Source organism: Pararhodobacter zhoushanensis (assembly GCF_003990445.1).
Taxonomy (GTDB): Bacteria; Pseudomonadota; Alphaproteobacteria; order Rhodobacterales; family Rhodobacteraceae; genus Pararhodobacter; species Pararhodobacter zhoushanensis.
In genome coordinates this window covers 1-16,808 of sequence record NZ_REEZ01000005.1, presented here as the reverse complement: position 1 = coordinate 16,808, position 16,808 = coordinate 1, and the positions used below count along the sequence as shown (strand labels likewise).

The window sequence follows — 16,808 nt, the reverse complement described above, 5'->3', positions numbered from 1 at the left end:
CGTGAAACGCGCCCCCCGGGGCGCGTTTTGCATTTTGCAGGTCTGGAAACGCGCTGGCGCGGTCGTTAGGGTTTTGTCATCTTTGGAGAATGTCGATGCTGCGCCCGGTTCTTACGCTGTTTCTCGCCCTCGCCACCCCCCTGCCCGCCCTCGCGCAATGGCAGGGCGTGGGCCGCTGGGGCAGCGAACAAAGCTTCCGCTTTGTCGCGCCCGGCACATGGATGGTGCTGCAACAGGGCGACAGCGTGCAGATCACCGCCGAAGGCGACAACCATACGGGCCGGATCGAGCTGCGGTGCACCCGCGACGCCCCCGCCGGGCAGCTGCGCCTGTCGCGCTATTACGGCGACGGGCTGGGGCTGTCGGACAGCGAGCCCGTGCGCTTTGCCATCGACGGCCAGAGCTTTGAGCGCACTCTGCGCTACCGCCCCGCCGACCGCGACTGGGTGGCTTCGGACCTGCTGGACACCGCGTGGCTCGACGCCTTCGCGTGGGGCACCCGGCTTGAGCTGCTCAATGCCGCGGGCGAGCGTATCACCGCGTACCGTCTCAACGGAAGCGGCGCCGCCCGTGCCGCCCTGCAACGGACCTGCGGGATCTAACCCAAGTACGCCTTCAGCGCAGGCGGCGGATCGGCCAGCAACGCGCCCGTGGGCGCAGGTGGCGAAGCCTGACCGTCCGCCACCACGATGGTCTGATCGCACAGGCGCAGCGCGTCCTCAGGGTCATGGGTGATCATCAGCACCGTCGCCCCCGTCTCGTCCGCGATCCTCGCCACCAGATCCAGCATCTGCCGCTTGAGCGCCGGTCCCAGCGCCGAGAACGGCTCGTCCAGCAGGATCATCGGCCGCGCGCGCAAGAGAACCCGCGCCAGCCCGGCCCGGCTGACCTGCCCGCCCGACAGCTGCGCGGGCTTGCGGGCCTCAAGGCCGCTCAGCCCCGTCTCCTCCAGCGCCTGCCCCACCGCCGCCTTCTGCGCGGCGCTCAGGCGCAAGTTGGGGTCCACCCCCAGCGCCACATTGTCAAAGACGCTCAGATGCGGCAGCAGGTTGTTGTCCTGAAAGAGGATGCTCAGCGGCCGCAGCGCCGGGGCCAGCGCGTCAATCCGCGCGCCCTGCCAGCGGATCGCCCCGGCGCTCAGCGGCACAAACCCCGCCACCGCGCCGATCAGCGTCGATTTCCCTGCGCCCGAGGGCCCCATCACCGCCACCCGCGCGCCCTGCGGCACGCTCAGCGCCGCCGCCAGCCGGAAGCTGCCCAGCGTGATCTCTACCCCGTCAAGCGTCAGCATCGCGCCCTCCCACCAGCCGCTCCACGGCCACAAACGCCCCCAGCGACAGCGCCAGCAACAGCACCGCCGCCCCTGCCGAATCGCCGCTGCGATACGCCCCCATCAGCCGGTGCATCTGCATCGGCAGCGTTTCCGATCCGGTCTGCGCGAAAAGCACGATCACCCCCAGATCCCCCAGCGACAATGCCGCCCCCAGCCCTAGCGCAAATCCCGCCGGGCGGCGCAAGCGCGGCCAGAGCACCAGCCGCCAATGCGCCGCCGTGCTCAGCCCCAGCGCCGCCGAGAGCCGCGCGAAATCCGCCTCGGCCCGCCGCGCGGCAGGCACCAGCGCGCGCAACGCAAAGGGCAGCGCCATCGCCGCATTGACCAGTGCCGTCACCGGCAGCGCCAGCCGCGCCGGGTCGATCCACGGGTTCGCCAGCACGAACAGCCCTGTGCCAATGACCAAGGGCGACGAGATCAACGCCGCCATCCCCAACGCCTCGGGCGCTTTGCGGGTGAGCGACGCCGCCGTCAGCGCCGCCGCAAACACCGCCAGCAACACCACCGACAGGCCCGCCACCACCAGCGAGCGCAACGTCGCCCACCAGACCACCGCAGGCAGGCCGACCACGGCAGGCAAGCCCTTGATCACCACCATCGCCAGCGGCGCGAGCAGAAACGCCGCCGCCAGCGCAATCGCCAGCGCGTCCAGCCCCTTGGCCAGCCCGCCCGGCGGCGCGGGTGCTACCCGGTCCATGCCGGTGCTCGCCCCCTCAGGCAGCGTGAAGCGCGCCAGCGCCAGCAGCGCCGCCAGCCCGACGCCCGCCTGCACCGCCGCCAAAAGCGCCGCGCGGCCCAAATCGAAATCGAAGCGGAACGCCTGATAGATCGCCAATTCCAGCGTCGTCGCGCGCGGGCCGCCGCCCAGCGTCAGTGCCACCGCGAACGAGGTCAGGCAGATCAGAAACACCACCGTCAGCGCGCCGGGCACCACGCGGGCCAGCATCGGCCCCTCGATATGCCGCCAGCGCGCGACCGCGCCGAACCCCAGCGCCGAGGACAGCCGCAGATGCTCGCCCGGTATGCGCGCCCAGCCCTGCAACAGCAGGCGCACCGACAGCGGCAGGTTGAAGAACACATGCGCCAGAATGACGCCGTGAAAGCCGTAGATGCTGAAACGCGGCAGACCCAGCCAGACCAGCGCCTCGTTGACAATGCCATTGCGGCCCAGAACGGCCAGCAGACCGATCACCGCCACCAGCACCGGCAGAATGAACGGCGCACCCATCAGCACGACCAGCGCGCCCCGCCCGGCAAAGCGCCGCCGCGCCAGCGCGCGCGCCACCGGGATCGCCAGCGCGACCGAGACCAGCGCCGACACCGCCGCCTGCACCATGGTGAAACGCAGCGCCGACCAGTCGGCACTGCTCAGACTGGCACTCCCCTCGGCCCGCCAGACCACAGCGCCCAAAGCGCCAAGGTTCAGCACGACAAGGACCGCCGCGACCAGCGCGGCGGCCCCGATCAGCCACAGGGGCTCACTGCGCCAGCGCATCCCGCCACTCGGCAAGGGCGGGGTCACGCAGGGCTTGCGCCTCGTCGGCGGGCAGCAGGATCGACACCTCAGGGCGCGGCAGCGCCGCGAAACCCTCGGCCAGCCCCCCCTCGGGCGTCACAGCCGGGTACATCCAGTTGGTTTCGGGGATCAGCGCCTGCGCGGCGTCCGAGGTCATGAAGGCCAGAAACTGCGCCGCCAGCTCGGGCTGATCGGTGCCCGCAACGATGCCGCCAACCTCGACCTGCATGTAATGCCCCTCGTCGAACAGCGCGGCGGCCTTGGTCTCATCCCCTTCGGCGATGATGTGATAGGCGGGCGAGGTGGTGTAGCTCAGCACCATATCCGCCTCGCCCTCAAGGAACAGGCCATACGCCTCGGACCAGCCCGGCGTGACGGTCAGGATGCGCGGGGCAAGACCCTGCCAGATCGCCCCGGCCTGATCGCCGTACACCGCCTTGACCCACATCAGCAGGCCCAGACCGGGGGTAGAGGAACGCGGGTCTTGAATCACCACGCTCAGATCGCTGTCGATCAGATCGGCGAAGCTGCGCGGCGGGGTGGCAACGCGGGTGGTGTCATAGACGAAGGCGAACCAGCTCCAGTCGAAGGGCACGAACAGCGGATCGTCCCAGGCAACCGGCAGATCCAGCTGCGGCGTCAGTCCATGCGGCGCGATCAGGCCGGCCTCGGTGGCGGCAGCGGTCAGGTTGGTGTCCAGCCCCAGCACCACGTCGGTGTCGCTGCGCGCGCCCTCCAGCATCAGCCGGGCCAGCATGGCGGCGGCGTCACCGGCAGCCTCAAACACCAGATCGCAGCCGCAGGTCGCCTCGAACGCGGACTCGATCTGCGGGCCGGGGCCCCATTCGGCGATGAAACTGTCATAGGTGAGCACCCGCAACTGCGGTGTCTGGGCGTTTGCCATCAGGGGAACTGCCAGCGCACAAGCCGCAAGCAATCCCGTGGCAAAGGTCGGATGGGTCATGATCATTCCTCCATTGCGACGGGCGGGGTCGGGGTGGAGGATCATCCTGTCACCTTCCCTCCGCCGGTCCTAACCGGTTCAGGTTCAACGGGTCCGTGGTTGCCCACATCTCAGCCGGATTGCGCCGGCACCCCGAGGTAGCGGGCAAGATAGAGCTTTGCAGAGCGACCGCAAGGGGGCACCATGACCCCAGCAAAGGGAGGCTCTTCATGCCCATCGCCATCACACCCGAGTTCGACGGCCAGACCGTCATCACCACGTTTGAAATGACCCCCGGCACCTGCAGCGACGTGCTTGACGCGCTGACGGATGCCTATGAGGCGGTGATCCGCCACCAGCCCGGTTTTCTGGGCGGCGCGCTGCATGTGAATGACGCGCAGACGCGGATCTCGACCTATTCGCGCTGGGAAAAGCGCGGCGACTTTCAGGCCATGCTGCGCACCGCCGAGATGCGCGAGCGCAACCGCACGATCGCGGCGATGTGCACGCATTTCGAGCCGGTGATGTATGAGGTCGCAATGGTGTTCTGAACGGCGCTGTCGAACCGGGAGGGTTTTCCACCCTCCCGGACCCTCCCGGAGGATATTTTCAGACAGAAAATGAGGCGCGGTTAACGAAAGCTTAACGCCCCTCTTTGCTCTTCAAATATCCTCGGGGGGTGAATGGCCGGAACGGCCAGAGGGGGCCGAGGCCCCCCTGCCCCGCGTCAGCCCGTGCGCCGACCGCTGGCGCTGTTGAACGGGTGCAACCCGTCCAGCGCGGCGTAGAGCGTGATCGGCGCGCCTTCGGTCACCTGCGGCAGGCCAGCGATGCGCACGGTGATCGGCTGATCGCTGCCGCCCAGCGTGACATAGATGTGGCTCTCGGCCCCGGCGGGTTCCAGCAGCGCCACTGTGCCGTTCAGCGCCAGATGCGGCTCTGCGGGCGCGGTGAGCAGCAGCTCGTCGGGCCGCACGCCGATCAGGTCGGTGCCCGAAGGCAGCGCCTGCGGGGCGATGCCGCTATCGCGCAGATAGGCCATGTCGATCAGGTTCATCGCCGGAGAGCCGATGAACCCGGCGACAAACACCGTCGCGGGCTTTGAGTACAGCTCCATCGGCGTGCCGACCTGCTCGATCCTGCCGCCGTTCAGCACCACCAGCCGGTCGGCCATGGTCAGCGCTTCCAGTTGGTCATGCGTCACGTAAAGCGAGGTGGTCTTGAGCCGTTTCTGCAACTGCCGGATCTCGACCCGCATCTGCACGCGCAGCTTGGCGTCGAGGTTCGACAGCGGCTCGTCGAACAGGAACGCCGCCGGCTCACGCACCAGCGCCCGCCCCATGGCCACGCGCTGACGCTGGCCGCCCGACAGATTGCGCGGCTTGCGGTCGAGGTACTCGCCGATCTGCAGCATCGAGGCTGCTTCCTGCACCCGGCGCTCGATCTCGGCCTTGTCCACGCCCTGATTGCGCAGCCCGTACGCGAGGTTGTTGTAAACCGTCATATGCGGGTAGAGCGCGTAGTTCTGGAACACCATGGCGATGTCACGCTGCGCCGGTTCCAGACCATTCACCACCCGGTCGCCGATGGTCAGCGTGCCGCCGGTGATCGTCTCCAGCCCCGCGACCATGCGCAACAGCGTGGACTTGCCGCAGCCCGAGGGGCCGACAAGCACAATCATTTCGCCATCGGCGATGTCGAGGCTGACGTCGCTCACCGCCTGGACGCCGCCGGGATAGACCTTGGACAGGCCATCAAGCACGATGCGGGCCATATTACTTCTCCGTCTCGGTCAGGCCCTTCACAAAGAGCCGTTGCATGAACAAAATCACCAGAATCGGCGGCAGCGCGGCCAGCACGACGGTGGCCATCACCAGATGCCACAGGGGCTCGCTATCCGCGCCTGTCACCATGCGCTGAATGCCCATGACGACGGTGTAATAGGCCTCGTCATTGGTCACCAAGAGCGGCCAGAGGTACTGGTTCCAGCCATAGATGAACATGATCACGAACATCGCGGCGATGTTGGTGACTGACAGGGGCAGCAGGATGTCCTTGAAGAACTTGAGCGGCCCGGCGCCATCGACGCGCGCGGCTTCCAGCATTTCCTCGGGTACGGTCATAAAGAACTGCCGGAACAAGAAGGTCGCCGTGGCCGAGGCGATCAGCGGGATCGACAGGCCCCAGTAGCTGTTCAGCATGCCCAGATTGGCGACCACCTGATAGGTCGGCACGATGCGCACCTCGACCGGCAGCATCAGGGTGATGAAGATGATCCAGAAGAAGAAGATGCGGAACCGGAAGCGGAAATAGACGATGGCGAAGGCCGAGAGCAGCGAGATCGCAATCTTGCCCACCGCGATCATCATCGCCATGACGAAGCTGTTCCACAGCATCAGGCCAATGGGCGGCGCACCGGCGTTCGAGCGCCCCTCGAAGATCACGGTCGAATAGTTCTCGATCGCGTGGCTGCCCGGCAGCAGCGGCATGACGCCCTGCAGGAAGGTGCCCGGCGCGTGGGTCGAGGCGATCAGCGCCACATAGACCGGGAACACCACGATGGCGACGCCGACGATCAGGATGAGATGGGCCAGAAAGATGCCCCAGCGGTCGTTTTCTACCATGATGCGGCCCTCAGTAATTCACCCGACGCTCGATCCAGCGGAACTGGACCACGGTCAGGACGATGACGATCCCCATCAGCACAACCGATTGCGCTGCGGACGAGCCGAGATTGTTGCCGATGAACCCGTCGCGATAGACCTTGTAGACCAGAATATTAGTCGCTTGCGCCGGGCCGCCTGCGGTGGTGGCATGGATCACGCCGAAGGTGTCGAACATCGCGTAGACGATATTGACCACCATCAGGAAGAAGGTGGTGGGCGACAGCAGCGGGAAGACGATGGTCCAGAAGCGCTTGGACCGGCTGGCACCGTCAATCGCCGCCGCCTCGATCAGCGATTGCGGGATGGATTGCAGACCGGCCAGAAAGAACAGGAAGTTATAGCTGATCTGCTTCCACGCAGCGGCGATCACCACCAATATCATCGCGTGGCTGCTTTCCAGCCGGTGGTTCCACTCGATCCCGATGCCACGCAGCATATAGGGCAGGATGCCGACCGACGGGTTGAAGATGAACCACCACAGCACACCGGCAACGGCGGGGGCCACGGCATAGGGCCAGACCAGAAACGTCGTATAGGCATCGCGCGAGCGGATCATCCGGTTCACCATCACCGCGAACAGCAGCGACACCGACATGGCCAGCAGCGTGGTGGACACCGAAAAGATCAGCGTCGTTTTCATCGACACCAGATAATGCGGGTCGGCAAACAGACGCTCGAAATTGCGAAACCAGACAAAGGTGGTGCGCAGCCCGAACGGGTCCTGGCGCAGCATCGATTGCCACAGGGCCTGGCTGGCGGGCCAGACGAAGAAGATCAGCGTGATGGTCACCTGCGGCGCCAGCAGAAGATAGGGCAGCCAGCGGTTGTTGGTGAAGGTCATGCGCTTGGTTTGCATGCCGGGCGTCCTGCAAAAAGAGGGACCCGCCCGATCCTTGGGACCGGGCGGGCAAAGGTCAGTTCAGGTTACTGCATCGCCGCTTGGAATTCACGCAGCAGGTCGTTGCCGCGCGCCACGATGTTGTCCGCCGCTTGCTGGGCGCTGATCGTGCCGATGATCATCGCTTCCATCTCTTCCGAGATGATGTCGCGGATCTGCACGTAGTTGCCGAACCGCAGACCGCGCGAGTTTTCGGTCGGCGGGTTCAGGTTCATCTGACGGATCGAGGTGTCAGCACCCGGGTTCTCGGCGTAGTAGCCCTGCTCTTCGGTCAGCTCATAGGCAGCCTGCGTGATCGGCAGATAGCCCGAGTTCTGGTGCCACCAGGCTTGCTGCTCGGGCAGCGACAGGAATTCGAGGAAATGCGCAACACCGGCGTATTCCTCATCCGAGTGACCCGACAGAACCCACAGCGTGGCCCCGCCGATGATCGAGTTCTGCGGCGCACCCTCTACGTCGTCATAATAGGGCTGCATGCCGAAACCGACGCTGAACGTGGCGTTCGACAGCACACCGGCGCGACCGCCCGAGCTTTCAAACAGCATCGCGCATTCGCCCGAGTAGAACTTCGGACCGGCATCGGGGCCGGGGCCGCCACCCGCCCAGCTGAACAGGCCTTCGCCTTGCCAACGGGTCAGGTTTTCCCAGTGATTGATCAGCGCCGCGTGCTGGTTCAGCACCAGCTCGGTGTCAAAGCCCGCGAAACCGTTCTGCTGTGTGCCCAGCGGCAGGTTGTGATAGGCGAGGAAGTTCTCCAGCTGCACCCAGCTGGGCCACCGGGTGGTGAAACCACAGGTCGCAGCGCCCGATTCGACGATCTGACGCGACATGGTTTCCATCTCGGCCCAGGTGGCCGGCGGGCTGTCCGGGTCCAGACCGGCGGCTTCAAAGATGTCGCGGTTATAGTACAGGATCGGCGTCGACGAGTTGAACGGGAACGACAGCATGTTGCCATCGGGGTCCGTATAGTAGCCGACGACCGTGGGGATATAGGCCTCAGGATCGAACTCGACGTCATTGTCGGCCATCAGCTGATAGACCGGATAGATCGCGCCCTCGGCGGCCATCATGGTGCCGGTGCCGACTTCAAAAACCTGTACGAGTTCAGGCTGTTCGCCCGCGCGGAACGCGGCGATCGCGCCGTTCATCGCTTCGGCATAGGTGCCGCGGAAGCTGGGCACGACGACATAGTCGGACTGGCTGGCGTTGAAGTTGGCGGCGATCTCTTCGACCAGCTCGCCCAGACGGCCGCCCATTGCGTGCCACCACTGGATTTCGGTCTGCGCCTGCGCGGCGGGCGCAACGAGCGCCAGCGCGGTCGCGGCCAGGAGACTGTGTTTCAACATCGGGAACCCCATTGGTTACGTTGGTTCTGATTGCGCTCAAAAAAGCGGAGACCGCGTCCTCCCGGAAAACCAGAAGGGCGCGAATTTCAGCACTTTGATGCGATAATCTTCGTTTGTGAAGCGTTTATGTCAAAAGGCGAAAATTTTCTTCGCCCGTGCATTATTCGCTTGGCCGCCCATGCAAAAGGCGCGGCCCCGTTGGAGCCGCGCCGTTTATACACAAGAAAAATCGCTGTTTCAGCCCTGATACGGCGTCGTTGCGCGCCCGACATAGCGCAAGCCCCGCGGCCCCCAATGCGGCCAGGCCAGCAGGTCCGACATGGTCACCGGCTGCAACCCGCGCGCCAGAATGCCGTCCAGCGCGGCGGGCACGGCGCGGATGGTCGGTCCGTGGATGTCATGCGCCAGAATCACCGCGCCCGGACGCGCGCCCTGAATCATGCGCTGCGCCACGACGGACACACCGGGGCGTCGCCAATCCTCAGGGTCAACCGACCACACCACCGACGACAGATTGCGCTGATCGAACAGCATCTGCATCTGCCGATGGGTGAACGAGCCATAAGGCGGGCGCATGGTGACCGGCACCGCGCCGACCGTGTCCCAGATCATTTGCTGGGTGCGGTCGATCTCGGTCAGGATGGTGCTGTCGCTCTGCCGCGACAGTACCGGATGCGTCCAGGTATGGTTGCCCAGTTCGTGCCCCTCGGCCACGATCCGGCGCACGATCTCGGGATACCGCCGGGCGTTCTGGCCGATGACGTAGAAGGTCGCCTTGACGCGATACCGGGCCAGAATATCCAGCAAATGCGGCGTATTCTGCGGATGCGGGCCGTCATCGAACGTCAGCGCCACGCGCGGACGATCCGTGTGAACGGACGTGAGCGAAACCAGTTCATGCGTCCGGCGCAGCCGAGGCATCGGCGTTGTCGGAACAGCAGGCACGGTCTGCGCAACGGCAGATTTAACAGTCCCCAGCTGCGCCGAGGCGGCAAAGCCCAGCGCACCGAGGCCGGACAGCAAGGTCCGACGATGTATGATTGTCACACTGTCCCCCGACAGTTGTGTAAGCAGCTGCCCAGAGTCCTACTGACAGCCTTCGACGCGGAAAAGTTGATTCTGGTCAAGCACTTGTTGACCGTTCTGTCCTGCGGCTCGATTGCCACAAAACAGGGTGTTTACGGCTTGTTAAGGATGGTTTTCGCCCGCGCGCGCAACTTAAGCGCGATGAGCGCCCTGCCGCTCAGGCGCTTAAAACACCCTGGCGACGCTCAGCGCCCGTGCCGAATCACCCAAGCTTTACAGCTTGTCGCGCAGCGAAAACCACAGCATCGCGGCCACCATCAGCGGATAGCGCAGGCTCGCCCCGCCCGGAAACTGCGGGTTGGGCACAGCGGCCATCACGTCGAACCGCTCGGCCTGCCCGGCAATCGCCTCGGCCATCAGCTTGCCGCCCAGCGTGCCCATCGCCACGCCGTGCCCGGAAAAGCCCGACGCGGTCAGCACATTCCCCGCCAGCCGCGCGAAATGCGGCATGCGGTTATAGGCGATGCCCAGCGTCCCGCCCCAGGCGTGGGTGATCTCTATCCCGCGCAAATGCGGGAAGATCTCTTCCATCGGGCGGCGTACCTTGGCCGCGATATCGGCCGGAAAGCGGTAGCCATAACTCTCGCCGCCGCCAAACAGCAGCCGGTTGTCCTGCGAGAAACGGAAGTAATTCACCACGAATTTGGTATCCGCCACCGCATGATCGGCGCTGATCACCGCCGCGCGTTCCGCGTCGCTCATCGGGCGGGTCGCCGCGATGAAATTGTTGATCGGCATCACGCGCGACGCCACCGCAGGCTCCAGCCGCCCCATGTAGCCGTTCAGCCCCAGCGCCACAAAGCGCGCCGTGATCGTCGCGGCGTCGGTCATTACCCGCGCCGGCTCACCCTTGGTCACCGAGGTCACGCGCGACTGCTCGAAGATCCGCACCCCCGCCGCCTGCGCCGCCCGCGCCAGCCCCAACGCATAGCGCAGCGGGTGCAGATGCCCGCCACCGTGGTCGATATCGCCGCCATGATAGGCAGGAGAGCCGACAAGCGCCTGCATCTGCGCCCGGTCCAGCGGCTCGATCTGGTCATAGCCATAATCGCGCGCCAGCTTCTCGGCATAGGCCCGCGCCTCGCCGACATAGCGCGGCTTGTGCGCCGCATGGATGATCCCCGGCGCAAACCCGGCCTCGGGGGCATGGCGCGCCGCCAGATCCCGCGTCAGCGCCACCGACTCCAGCGACAGATCCCACAGCGCCCGCGCCTGGGTCTTGCCGACCATGCCTTCCAGCGTGTCCTGATCCAGCCGCTGCCCGGTGCCCACCTGCCCGCCATTGCGACCCGAGGCACCAAACCCCACCCGCTGCGCGTCCAGCAGGATGACGTCATAGCCCCGCTCGGCCAGATGCAGCGCCGCCGACAGCCCGGTAAACCCGCCGCCCACCACGCAGACATCGCAACTCAGCGCCCCGGCGGCTGCCGGAAACCCCGGCAGCGCCTCGGCCGTCGCGGCGTACCAGCTGGGGGGATACGCCCCCAGCTGGTCATTGGCGGTCAGCAGATCCATGTCACTGGGCCTTTTTCAGCAGGCCTTCGTCCTTGAGCTGCTTATACGCCTCATCCAGCGCCACCGTCGCCCGGTCGATCAGAATGTCGATCTCAGCGGGCGTGATCACCAGCGGCGGCGAGATGATCATGCGGTCATAGACATGGCGCATCACCACGTTATTGGCAAAGCAGCGCTCGCGCGTGATGTACCCCGCCGTCCCGGCACCCGCGGCGAACTTGGCGCGCTCACCCTTCACCGGCACCAAAGCCAGCGAGCCCATCAGACCCACCAACTGCGTGTCCTCGACCAGCGGGTGATCGCCCAGCGCATGCCAGCGCTCGGCCAGATACGGGTGTGCCACGTCGCGCACATGCTCGACGATGCCCTCTTCCTCGATGATCCGCAGATTCTCCAGCGCCACAGCGGCGGCAACCGGGTGGCCGGAATAGGTGTAGCCGTGGTTGAACTCATCCGTGGCAATCACCGCCGCCACTTCATCACAGACCACCGAGCCGCCGATCGGCTGATAGCCCGATGACAGGCCCTTGGCGATCGTCATGATATGCGGCTTGATGGCGAAGGTCTGACTGCCGAACCAGTTGCCGGTGCGCCCGAACCCGGTGATCACCTCATCGGCGATCAGCAGGATGTCGTATTTGTCGACAATGCGCTGGATCTCGGGCCAGTAGGTCGACGGCGGAATGATCACCCCGCCCGCGCCCTGCACCGGCTCGGCGATGAACGCACCCACCCGGTCTGCGCCCAGTTCAAGGATCTTCTCCTCCAGCGCGCGGGCGCGTTGCAGACCGAACTCCTCGGGCGTCATGTCGCCGCCCTCGGCGTACCAGTGCGGCTGGTCGATATGCACGATGCCCGGGATCGGCAAGCCACCCTGCTCGTGCATCGCGGTCATGCCGCCCAGCGAGGCACTGCCCATGCTCGACCCGTGATAGCCGTTCTTGCGCGCGATAATCACCGATTTCTCGGGCTTGCCCTTCAGCGCCCAATAGTGGCGCACCAGACGGATGTTGGTGTCATTGGCTTCCGACCCCGACGAGGCAAAGAACACATGGTTCAGATCGCCCGGTGCCAGATCGGCAATGCGCGCGGCCAGGGCGATGGCGGGCACGTGGCTGGTCTGAAAGAACGTGTTGTAATAGGGCAGCTCTTCAATCTGCCGCGCCGCCGCGTCGGCCAGTTCCTTGCGCCCGTAACCGACATTGACGCACCACAACCCGGCCATGCCGTCGATCAGCGTCTCGCCCTCGCTGTCGGTCAGATACACACCCTTCGCCCGCGTGATGATCCGCGCCCCCTTCTTGGCCAACGCGTCATTCTGCGTGAACGGGTGAACATGATGCGCCGCGTCCAGCGCCTGCAGTTCCGAGGTGGGCAAATGATTGGTGATCGTGCGCATGGCGAAGACTCCTTCAGACCCGCAAAACCGGGGATTCGGGACACGATACGCCCCACGGCCCGCCGCCGCAATCCGATTTGATCAAATTTCCAATACCCATCAGCCCCGCACCCGCGCCCCTTCATTTTCTGTCCGTAAATATCCTGGGGGGTGAATTTGCGCAGCAAAGAGGGGGGCAACGCCCCCCTTGCCCGGTCGCCCGAAGACATGACGCTGAAAGCGTCAGGGGCTGAGGGCGAAACCCCTCACCCGTGCAGATCCGCCCGCACCCGGTCGATGCCTTGCCGGATATCCGCCTCGATCGCCTGCGCCAGCGCCTGCGCATCACCGGCGCGCATCGCGGCCACGGCATCCTTGTGCCGGTCCGGCCCGATCTCGCCGTCGCAGGTCATCACCACCCTGAGCGACGGCGCAAAGCGCAGCCACAGCGACTGGGTCAGCGACGTCAGGATCGGCGCCTCGGCCAGATCATAGAGCGCAAAATGGAAGCGGTAGTTCCCGGCCAGATACCCGCGCACATCGCTGATCTCGATGGCCTCGTCGATCTCGTCATCCAGCGCCTGCAGCCGGGCAATATCCACGCCCGTCAACCGCGGCAGCGCCAGCTCGGCCAGCCGGGGCTCCAGCGCCAGACGGGCGAAGGCCAGCTCATCGGCCTGCGACGCCGTCAGCCGCGGGACCGAGACCCGGCGGTTTTCATGCAGGATCAACCCGCCCTCTGCGGTCAGACGCCGGATCGCCTCGCGGACAGGGGTCATCCCCGCGCCCAGAACCGCCGTGATCCCCTGAATGGTGACTTTCTGGCCCGGCTCCAGCTCACCGAACATCGCCATGTCCCGCAACCGTCGATAGGTCGCCTCGTGCTCGGGCAGTTTATGCGGATCTCGCAGCGGGGACGTATCAGTCAGGGCCATGTATTTCGCAGCAATCTGATCAAAATCCGACGTTAGCGCATCGCCTTGACCCTGCATAGCGGTTTGCTCGGCAACCAACCCTGCCCATGCCGCCCTGCCCGATCAACAGGCTGCGCTGCACCCGATCCCCTCATCCTGCCGGATAAGTCGCCTGACATTGCGCGCTCGCCGCGGCCGCGCGCGGGCGTTCGCGCGCCAGTTGCCGCTCCAGCAACGCGATGCGCTCGCGCACCAGATCGCGGTCGACGCGGTGGTGGATTTCGTTGATGTCGTAATCGGGACGCGCACAGGGCACTGCCGCCCCGCCGGGCCCACCACAGACCCCCATCGACATCGTCGGCACGCGGATGCGCTCGATCGAATAGCCCCGGCTGAGCGTGGCGTATTCCTCGCTCAGGGTGCGCTCGATCTCACGCGCGGGTTGCTCGGCGTCGTAAAGGCATTGCTGCAAGGGCGTCGCGCAGCCTGCCAACAAAACCCCGACCGTCACCAGTGCCAGACTTGTCTTGCGTGCCATACGCTTGCCCTCCTTGCGGTTCACTCGATCTCGCGTGCTTCCGACGCCAGCATGATGGGGATGCCATTGCGAATCGGAAAGGCCAGATGCGCCGTGGCCGAGATCAACTCTTGCGCAGCCCGGTCATAGGTCAGCTGGCCCTGCGTCACCGGACAGACCAGCGATTCCAGCATGTGGCGCTCGGCCTGCGGCGTGGCCACCGCCCTGTCGTCGTCATCGCTCATTGCAGCGTTCCCCCGGTCTCGCCCGGCGCGCGCAGGGCAAATTGCATCAAGGTTACCAGCGTCTCGCGCCGCGTGGTGAGAGAGGGCGCTTCCAGCAGCGCCTGCCGTTCCTCGGGCGGGAAGGGGCACAGCATGGACAGCGCGTTGATCAGCAGCTCGTCCTCGGCATCCTTCAGGCTGTCCCATTCGGTCGACAGCGACACGGCCTCAAAATACCGCGCCAGCAGGTCAAGGAAGGGCTCGCGATCAAACGCCGTGTCATGCTCGACCGGCCCCAGATCACGCTCGAACCCGCCCCACACGGGCCGCCCCCGCCGGTACGGCAACCCGTCGGCTGGCAATTCCTCGCTCAGCCGAAAGCGGCTGATCCCGGTGAGGGTGATCATGTAGCGCCCGTCCTCGGTCTCGGACATCGCGGTCAGACGCCCGGCGCAGCCGATCGCATGCAGCCTGTCACCGGCACCGGCCGGGGTCGGGCGCGGCTGGATCATGCCGATCAGTCGGTGCGGCGTGGCCATGCAGTCTTCAAGCATCGACAGATAGCGCGGCTCGAACAGATGCAGGGGCAGCTTGGCGCGCGGCAACAGCAGCGCGCCAGGCAACGGGAACAACGCGAGGGCGTCAGGAAGGTCTTTGGCTTTCAGCATGATCCTGACATAGCGCGCGCGGCCCCTTAGGCAAAGATCATCGACGACAAACGGCGACGGCCCTTCTGCGCCAACGGATCGTTGGGCTTGAGCGCGTCGAACACGATGAACAACTGCGCCTTAGCCGCGCCCTCGTTCCACTCGCGGTCCCGGCGGAACAGCTCCAGCAGCTCGTCAATCGCCCCGGCCACATCACCATTGGCGTGCAACGCGCCCGCCAGATCGAACCGCGCCTGATGGTTGGCCGGATCGGCCGCCAGCGCCGCGCGCAGCTCATCCACCGGCCCCGCCGTCTCGGCCTGCCGCGCCAGCGCCAGCTGCGCACGCGCCGCCTCCACCTCTTTCGCCGTCGCGATCGCCGCAGGCGCGTTGTTGATCAGCGCCTCGGCCTGATCCAGCGTTCCGGCCGCGATATGCGCCCGCGCCAGCCCGCCCAGCGCCCGCGCGTTCTCGGGCTCTTCGCCCAGCACCGCCGCGAAGACCTCGGCCGCATCGGCAGCCTCGCCCGCGCCCAGCATCGTCTCGGCCTCGTCCAGCGCCGCTTCCAGCCCTTCATCCTCACCGGTCAGCGCGACCAGCTTGTCGACGAAGGTCTTCAACTCGGACGGAGCCACGGCCCCCTGAAACGCATCGACAGGGCGGCCCTGAAAGAACGCATAGACCGTCGGGATCGACTGAATGCGCAGCTGCGCGGCGATCTGCTGGTTCTCGTCGACGTTGATCTTGACCATCTTCACCTTGCCCTTGGCAGCGGTGACGGCAGCCTCCAGCTGCGGGCCCAGCGTCTTGCACGGCCCGCACCACGGCGCCCAGAAGTCGACGATGACCGGCACTTCCTGGCTGGCATCGACGACATCGGCCATGAAACTGGCTTCGGTGGTATCCTTGATCAGACCCGCCGCGGCGGGGGCGGCGTCAAAATTGCCCAGCATGGCATCCTCTCGCGGTTTCTGCGTTGCCCCCTATATGCGACCGACGCGGCGTCGATCCAAGGGGCAAGTTCTGGACAAGCCACGGCTTCGCGCGCAAACTTGGCGCTATGGCAACCGTCCTGACCTTTGGCGACTCCAACACCCACGGCACCCCGCCCCTGTATCAGCGCGGCGTGTACGAGCGTTACCCCGCCGACATCCGCTGGCCGAGCCGCGCCGCCGCCACCCTTGGCTGGTCGCTGGTGGAAGAGGGGTTGCCGGGCCGCACCGCCCAGTTCGACGATCCGGTGATGGGCGGCATCATGAACGGCTGGCCCGCGCTCTATCAGGCGCTGCGCAGCCACGGGCCGATTGACGCGCTGACGATCATGCTGGGCACCAATGACGTCAAGACCCGCTTCGGCGCCACACCCGAGCAGATCACCGGCGGCATCGCGGCCCTCCTCGACCTCGCGCTGGGGGATGAGATGCAAACCCGGCACGGCGGCTTCCGCGTGCTGCTGATCGCCCCGCCGCCGGTCACCGAATCCGGCATCCTCGCCGCGGATTTCTGGGGCGGTGCCGCCAAATCCCGCGCCCTCACCCCGCTCCTCGCCGACCTTGCGCGGTCCCGAGATACCCTCTTCCTCGACGCCTCCGCCCATATCGAGACCAGCCCCCTCGACGGCGTCCACCTCTCGCCCGAGTCCCACGCTACCCTCGCCCAAGCCGTGGCCCACGCCCTCTTCTGAGCGAACCCGCTTTCATCTTGCCCTAAATACGCCCCTGAATCGGGAGAACCCGTCAGCGCCGCGGTGAGCTACTCCCCAACACTTGGACAGATTTCCGGGTTGTTTAAGCTACTGCCTGCACCTGCTGATCGGTTTCAATGC

General features: G+C 65.9%; 18 protein-coding genes and 1 riboswitch. Of the genes, 3 read left to right on the top strand and 15 right to left on the bottom strand.

Going from position 1 to position 16,808, the window contains the following annotated elements; genetic code table 11:
- Window positions 1–95: 95 nt before the first annotated feature.
- Window positions 96–602, top strand: a complete 507-nt coding sequence (locus tag EAE28_RS12715) for a hypothetical protein (RefSeq protein WP_127106813.1) — start codon at window positions 96–98, stop codon at window positions 600–602.
- Here the strand turns inward: EAE28_RS12715 and EAE28_RS12710 are convergent.
- Genes EAE28_RS12710 through thiB form a run of 3 tightly spaced genes read right to left on the bottom strand, consistent with a single transcriptional unit; the run spans window position 599 to window position 3,813 of the window.
- A complete protein-coding gene (locus tag EAE28_RS12710; protein ID WP_127106811.1) occupies window positions 599–1,291 on the bottom strand; it encodes a thiamine ABC transporter ATP-binding protein in 693 nt (230 codons plus the stop codon). The genes EAE28_RS12715 and EAE28_RS12710 overlap by 4 nt on opposite strands.
- A complete protein-coding gene (locus EAE28_RS12705) occupies window positions 1,278–2,828 on the bottom strand; it encodes an ABC transporter permease family protein (protein WP_127106809.1) in 1,551 nt (516 codons plus the stop codon). Before EAE28_RS12705 ends, EAE28_RS12710 begins: the two co-directional genes overlap by 14 nt.
- Window positions 2,812–3,813 carry a thiamine ABC transporter substrate binding subunit gene (gene thiB, locus EAE28_RS12700; RefSeq protein WP_127106807.1) on the bottom strand — a complete coding sequence of 334 codons (1,002 nt, stop codon included), beginning with the start codon at window positions 3,811–3,813 and terminating at the stop codon, window positions 2,812–2,814. The genes EAE28_RS12705 and thiB overlap by 17 nt, the downstream gene beginning before the upstream one ends.
- 38 nt (window positions 3,814–3,851) lie before the next feature.
- Window positions 3,852–3,958: riboswitch (TPP riboswitch) on the bottom strand.
- Between the two features lie 64 nt (window positions 3,959–4,022).
- On the opposite strand from thiB, the gene EAE28_RS12695 reads away from it, so the two are divergent.
- Entirely contained in the window at window positions 4,023–4,343 is a 321-nt protein-coding gene (locus tag EAE28_RS12695; protein WP_127106805.1) for an antibiotic biosynthesis monooxygenase family protein, read from the top strand.
- Between the two features lie 176 nt (window positions 4,344–4,519).
- On the opposite strand, the gene ugpC is transcribed toward EAE28_RS12695, so the two are convergent.
- The 12 genes from ugpC to trxA form a co-directional block, all read right to left on the bottom strand.
- On the bottom strand, window positions 4,520–5,566 hold the full coding sequence (gene ugpC / locus EAE28_RS12690; protein ID WP_127106803.1) for a sn-glycerol-3-phosphate ABC transporter ATP-binding protein UgpC: 1,047 nt from the start codon (window positions 5,564–5,566) through the stop codon (window positions 4,520–4,522).
- A 1-nt stretch (window position 5,567) separates the two neighbouring features.
- On the bottom strand, window positions 5,568–6,416 hold the full coding sequence (gene ugpE, locus EAE28_RS12685) for a sn-glycerol-3-phosphate ABC transporter permease UgpE (RefSeq protein WP_127106801.1): 849 nt from the start codon (window positions 6,414–6,416) through the stop codon (window positions 5,568–5,570).
- A 10-nt stretch (window positions 6,417–6,426) separates the two neighbouring features.
- Complete coding sequence (gene ugpA, locus EAE28_RS12680) at window positions 6,427–7,314, bottom strand: sn-glycerol-3-phosphate ABC transporter permease UgpA (protein ID WP_127106799.1); 888 nt, start codon at window positions 7,312–7,314, stop codon at window positions 6,427–6,429.
- Window positions 7,315–7,382: 68 nt separating this feature from the next.
- On the bottom strand, window positions 7,383–8,702 hold the full coding sequence (ugpB, locus tag EAE28_RS12675; protein ID WP_246022350.1) for a sn-glycerol-3-phosphate ABC transporter substrate-binding protein UgpB: 1,320 nt from the start codon (window positions 8,700–8,702) through the stop codon (window positions 7,383–7,385).
- 237 nt (window positions 8,703–8,939) lie between these two features.
- On the bottom strand, window positions 8,940–9,749 hold the full coding sequence (locus EAE28_RS12670; protein WP_127106794.1) for a polysaccharide deacetylase family protein: 810 nt from the start codon (window positions 9,747–9,749) through the stop codon (window positions 8,940–8,942).
- A gap of 252 nt (window positions 9,750–10,001) precedes the next feature.
- Complete coding sequence (locus tag EAE28_RS12665; RefSeq protein ID WP_127106792.1) at window positions 10,002–11,303, bottom strand: NAD(P)/FAD-dependent oxidoreductase; 1,302 nt, start codon at window positions 11,301–11,303, stop codon at window positions 10,002–10,004.
- A 1-nt stretch (window position 11,304) separates the two neighbouring features.
- Entirely contained in the window at window positions 11,305–12,702 is a 1,398-nt protein-coding gene (locus EAE28_RS12660) for an aspartate aminotransferase family protein (RefSeq protein ID WP_127106790.1), read from the bottom strand.
- 245 nt (window positions 12,703–12,947) lie between these two features.
- Window positions 12,948–13,616 carry a GntR family transcriptional regulator gene (locus tag EAE28_RS12655; protein ID WP_127106788.1) on the bottom strand — a complete coding sequence of 223 codons (669 nt, stop codon included), beginning with the start codon at window positions 13,614–13,616 and terminating at the stop codon, window positions 12,948–12,950.
- A 130-nt stretch (window positions 13,617–13,746) separates the two neighbouring features.
- Window positions 13,747–14,133, bottom strand: a complete 387-nt coding sequence (locus EAE28_RS12650) for a hypothetical protein (protein ID WP_127106786.1) — start codon at window positions 14,131–14,133, stop codon at window positions 13,747–13,749.
- Between the two features lie 20 nt (window positions 14,134–14,153).
- Window positions 14,154–14,357, bottom strand: coding sequence for a Trm112 family protein (locus tag EAE28_RS12645; protein ID WP_127106784.1), 204 nt, complete (start codon window positions 14,355–14,357; stop codon window positions 14,154–14,156).
- Entirely contained in the window at window positions 14,354–15,004 is a 651-nt protein-coding gene (locus EAE28_RS12640) for an LON peptidase substrate-binding domain-containing protein (RefSeq protein ID WP_127106782.1), read from the bottom strand. Before EAE28_RS12640 ends, EAE28_RS12645 begins: the two co-directional genes overlap by 4 nt.
- Window positions 15,005–15,030: 26 nt before the next feature.
- Window positions 15,031–15,936 (bottom strand): thioredoxin, encoded by a 906-nt coding sequence (gene trxA, locus EAE28_RS12635; protein WP_127106780.1) that lies wholly within the window; start codon window positions 15,934–15,936, stop codon window positions 15,031–15,033.
- Between the two features lie 23 nt (window positions 15,937–15,959).
- Between trxA and EAE28_RS12630 the strand changes: the two genes are divergently transcribed.
- A complete protein-coding gene (locus tag EAE28_RS12630) occupies window positions 15,960–16,667 on the top strand; it encodes a GDSL-type esterase/lipase family protein (RefSeq protein ID WP_246022349.1) in 708 nt (235 codons plus the stop codon).
- The last annotated feature ends 141 nt before the right edge of the window (window positions 16,668–16,808 follow it).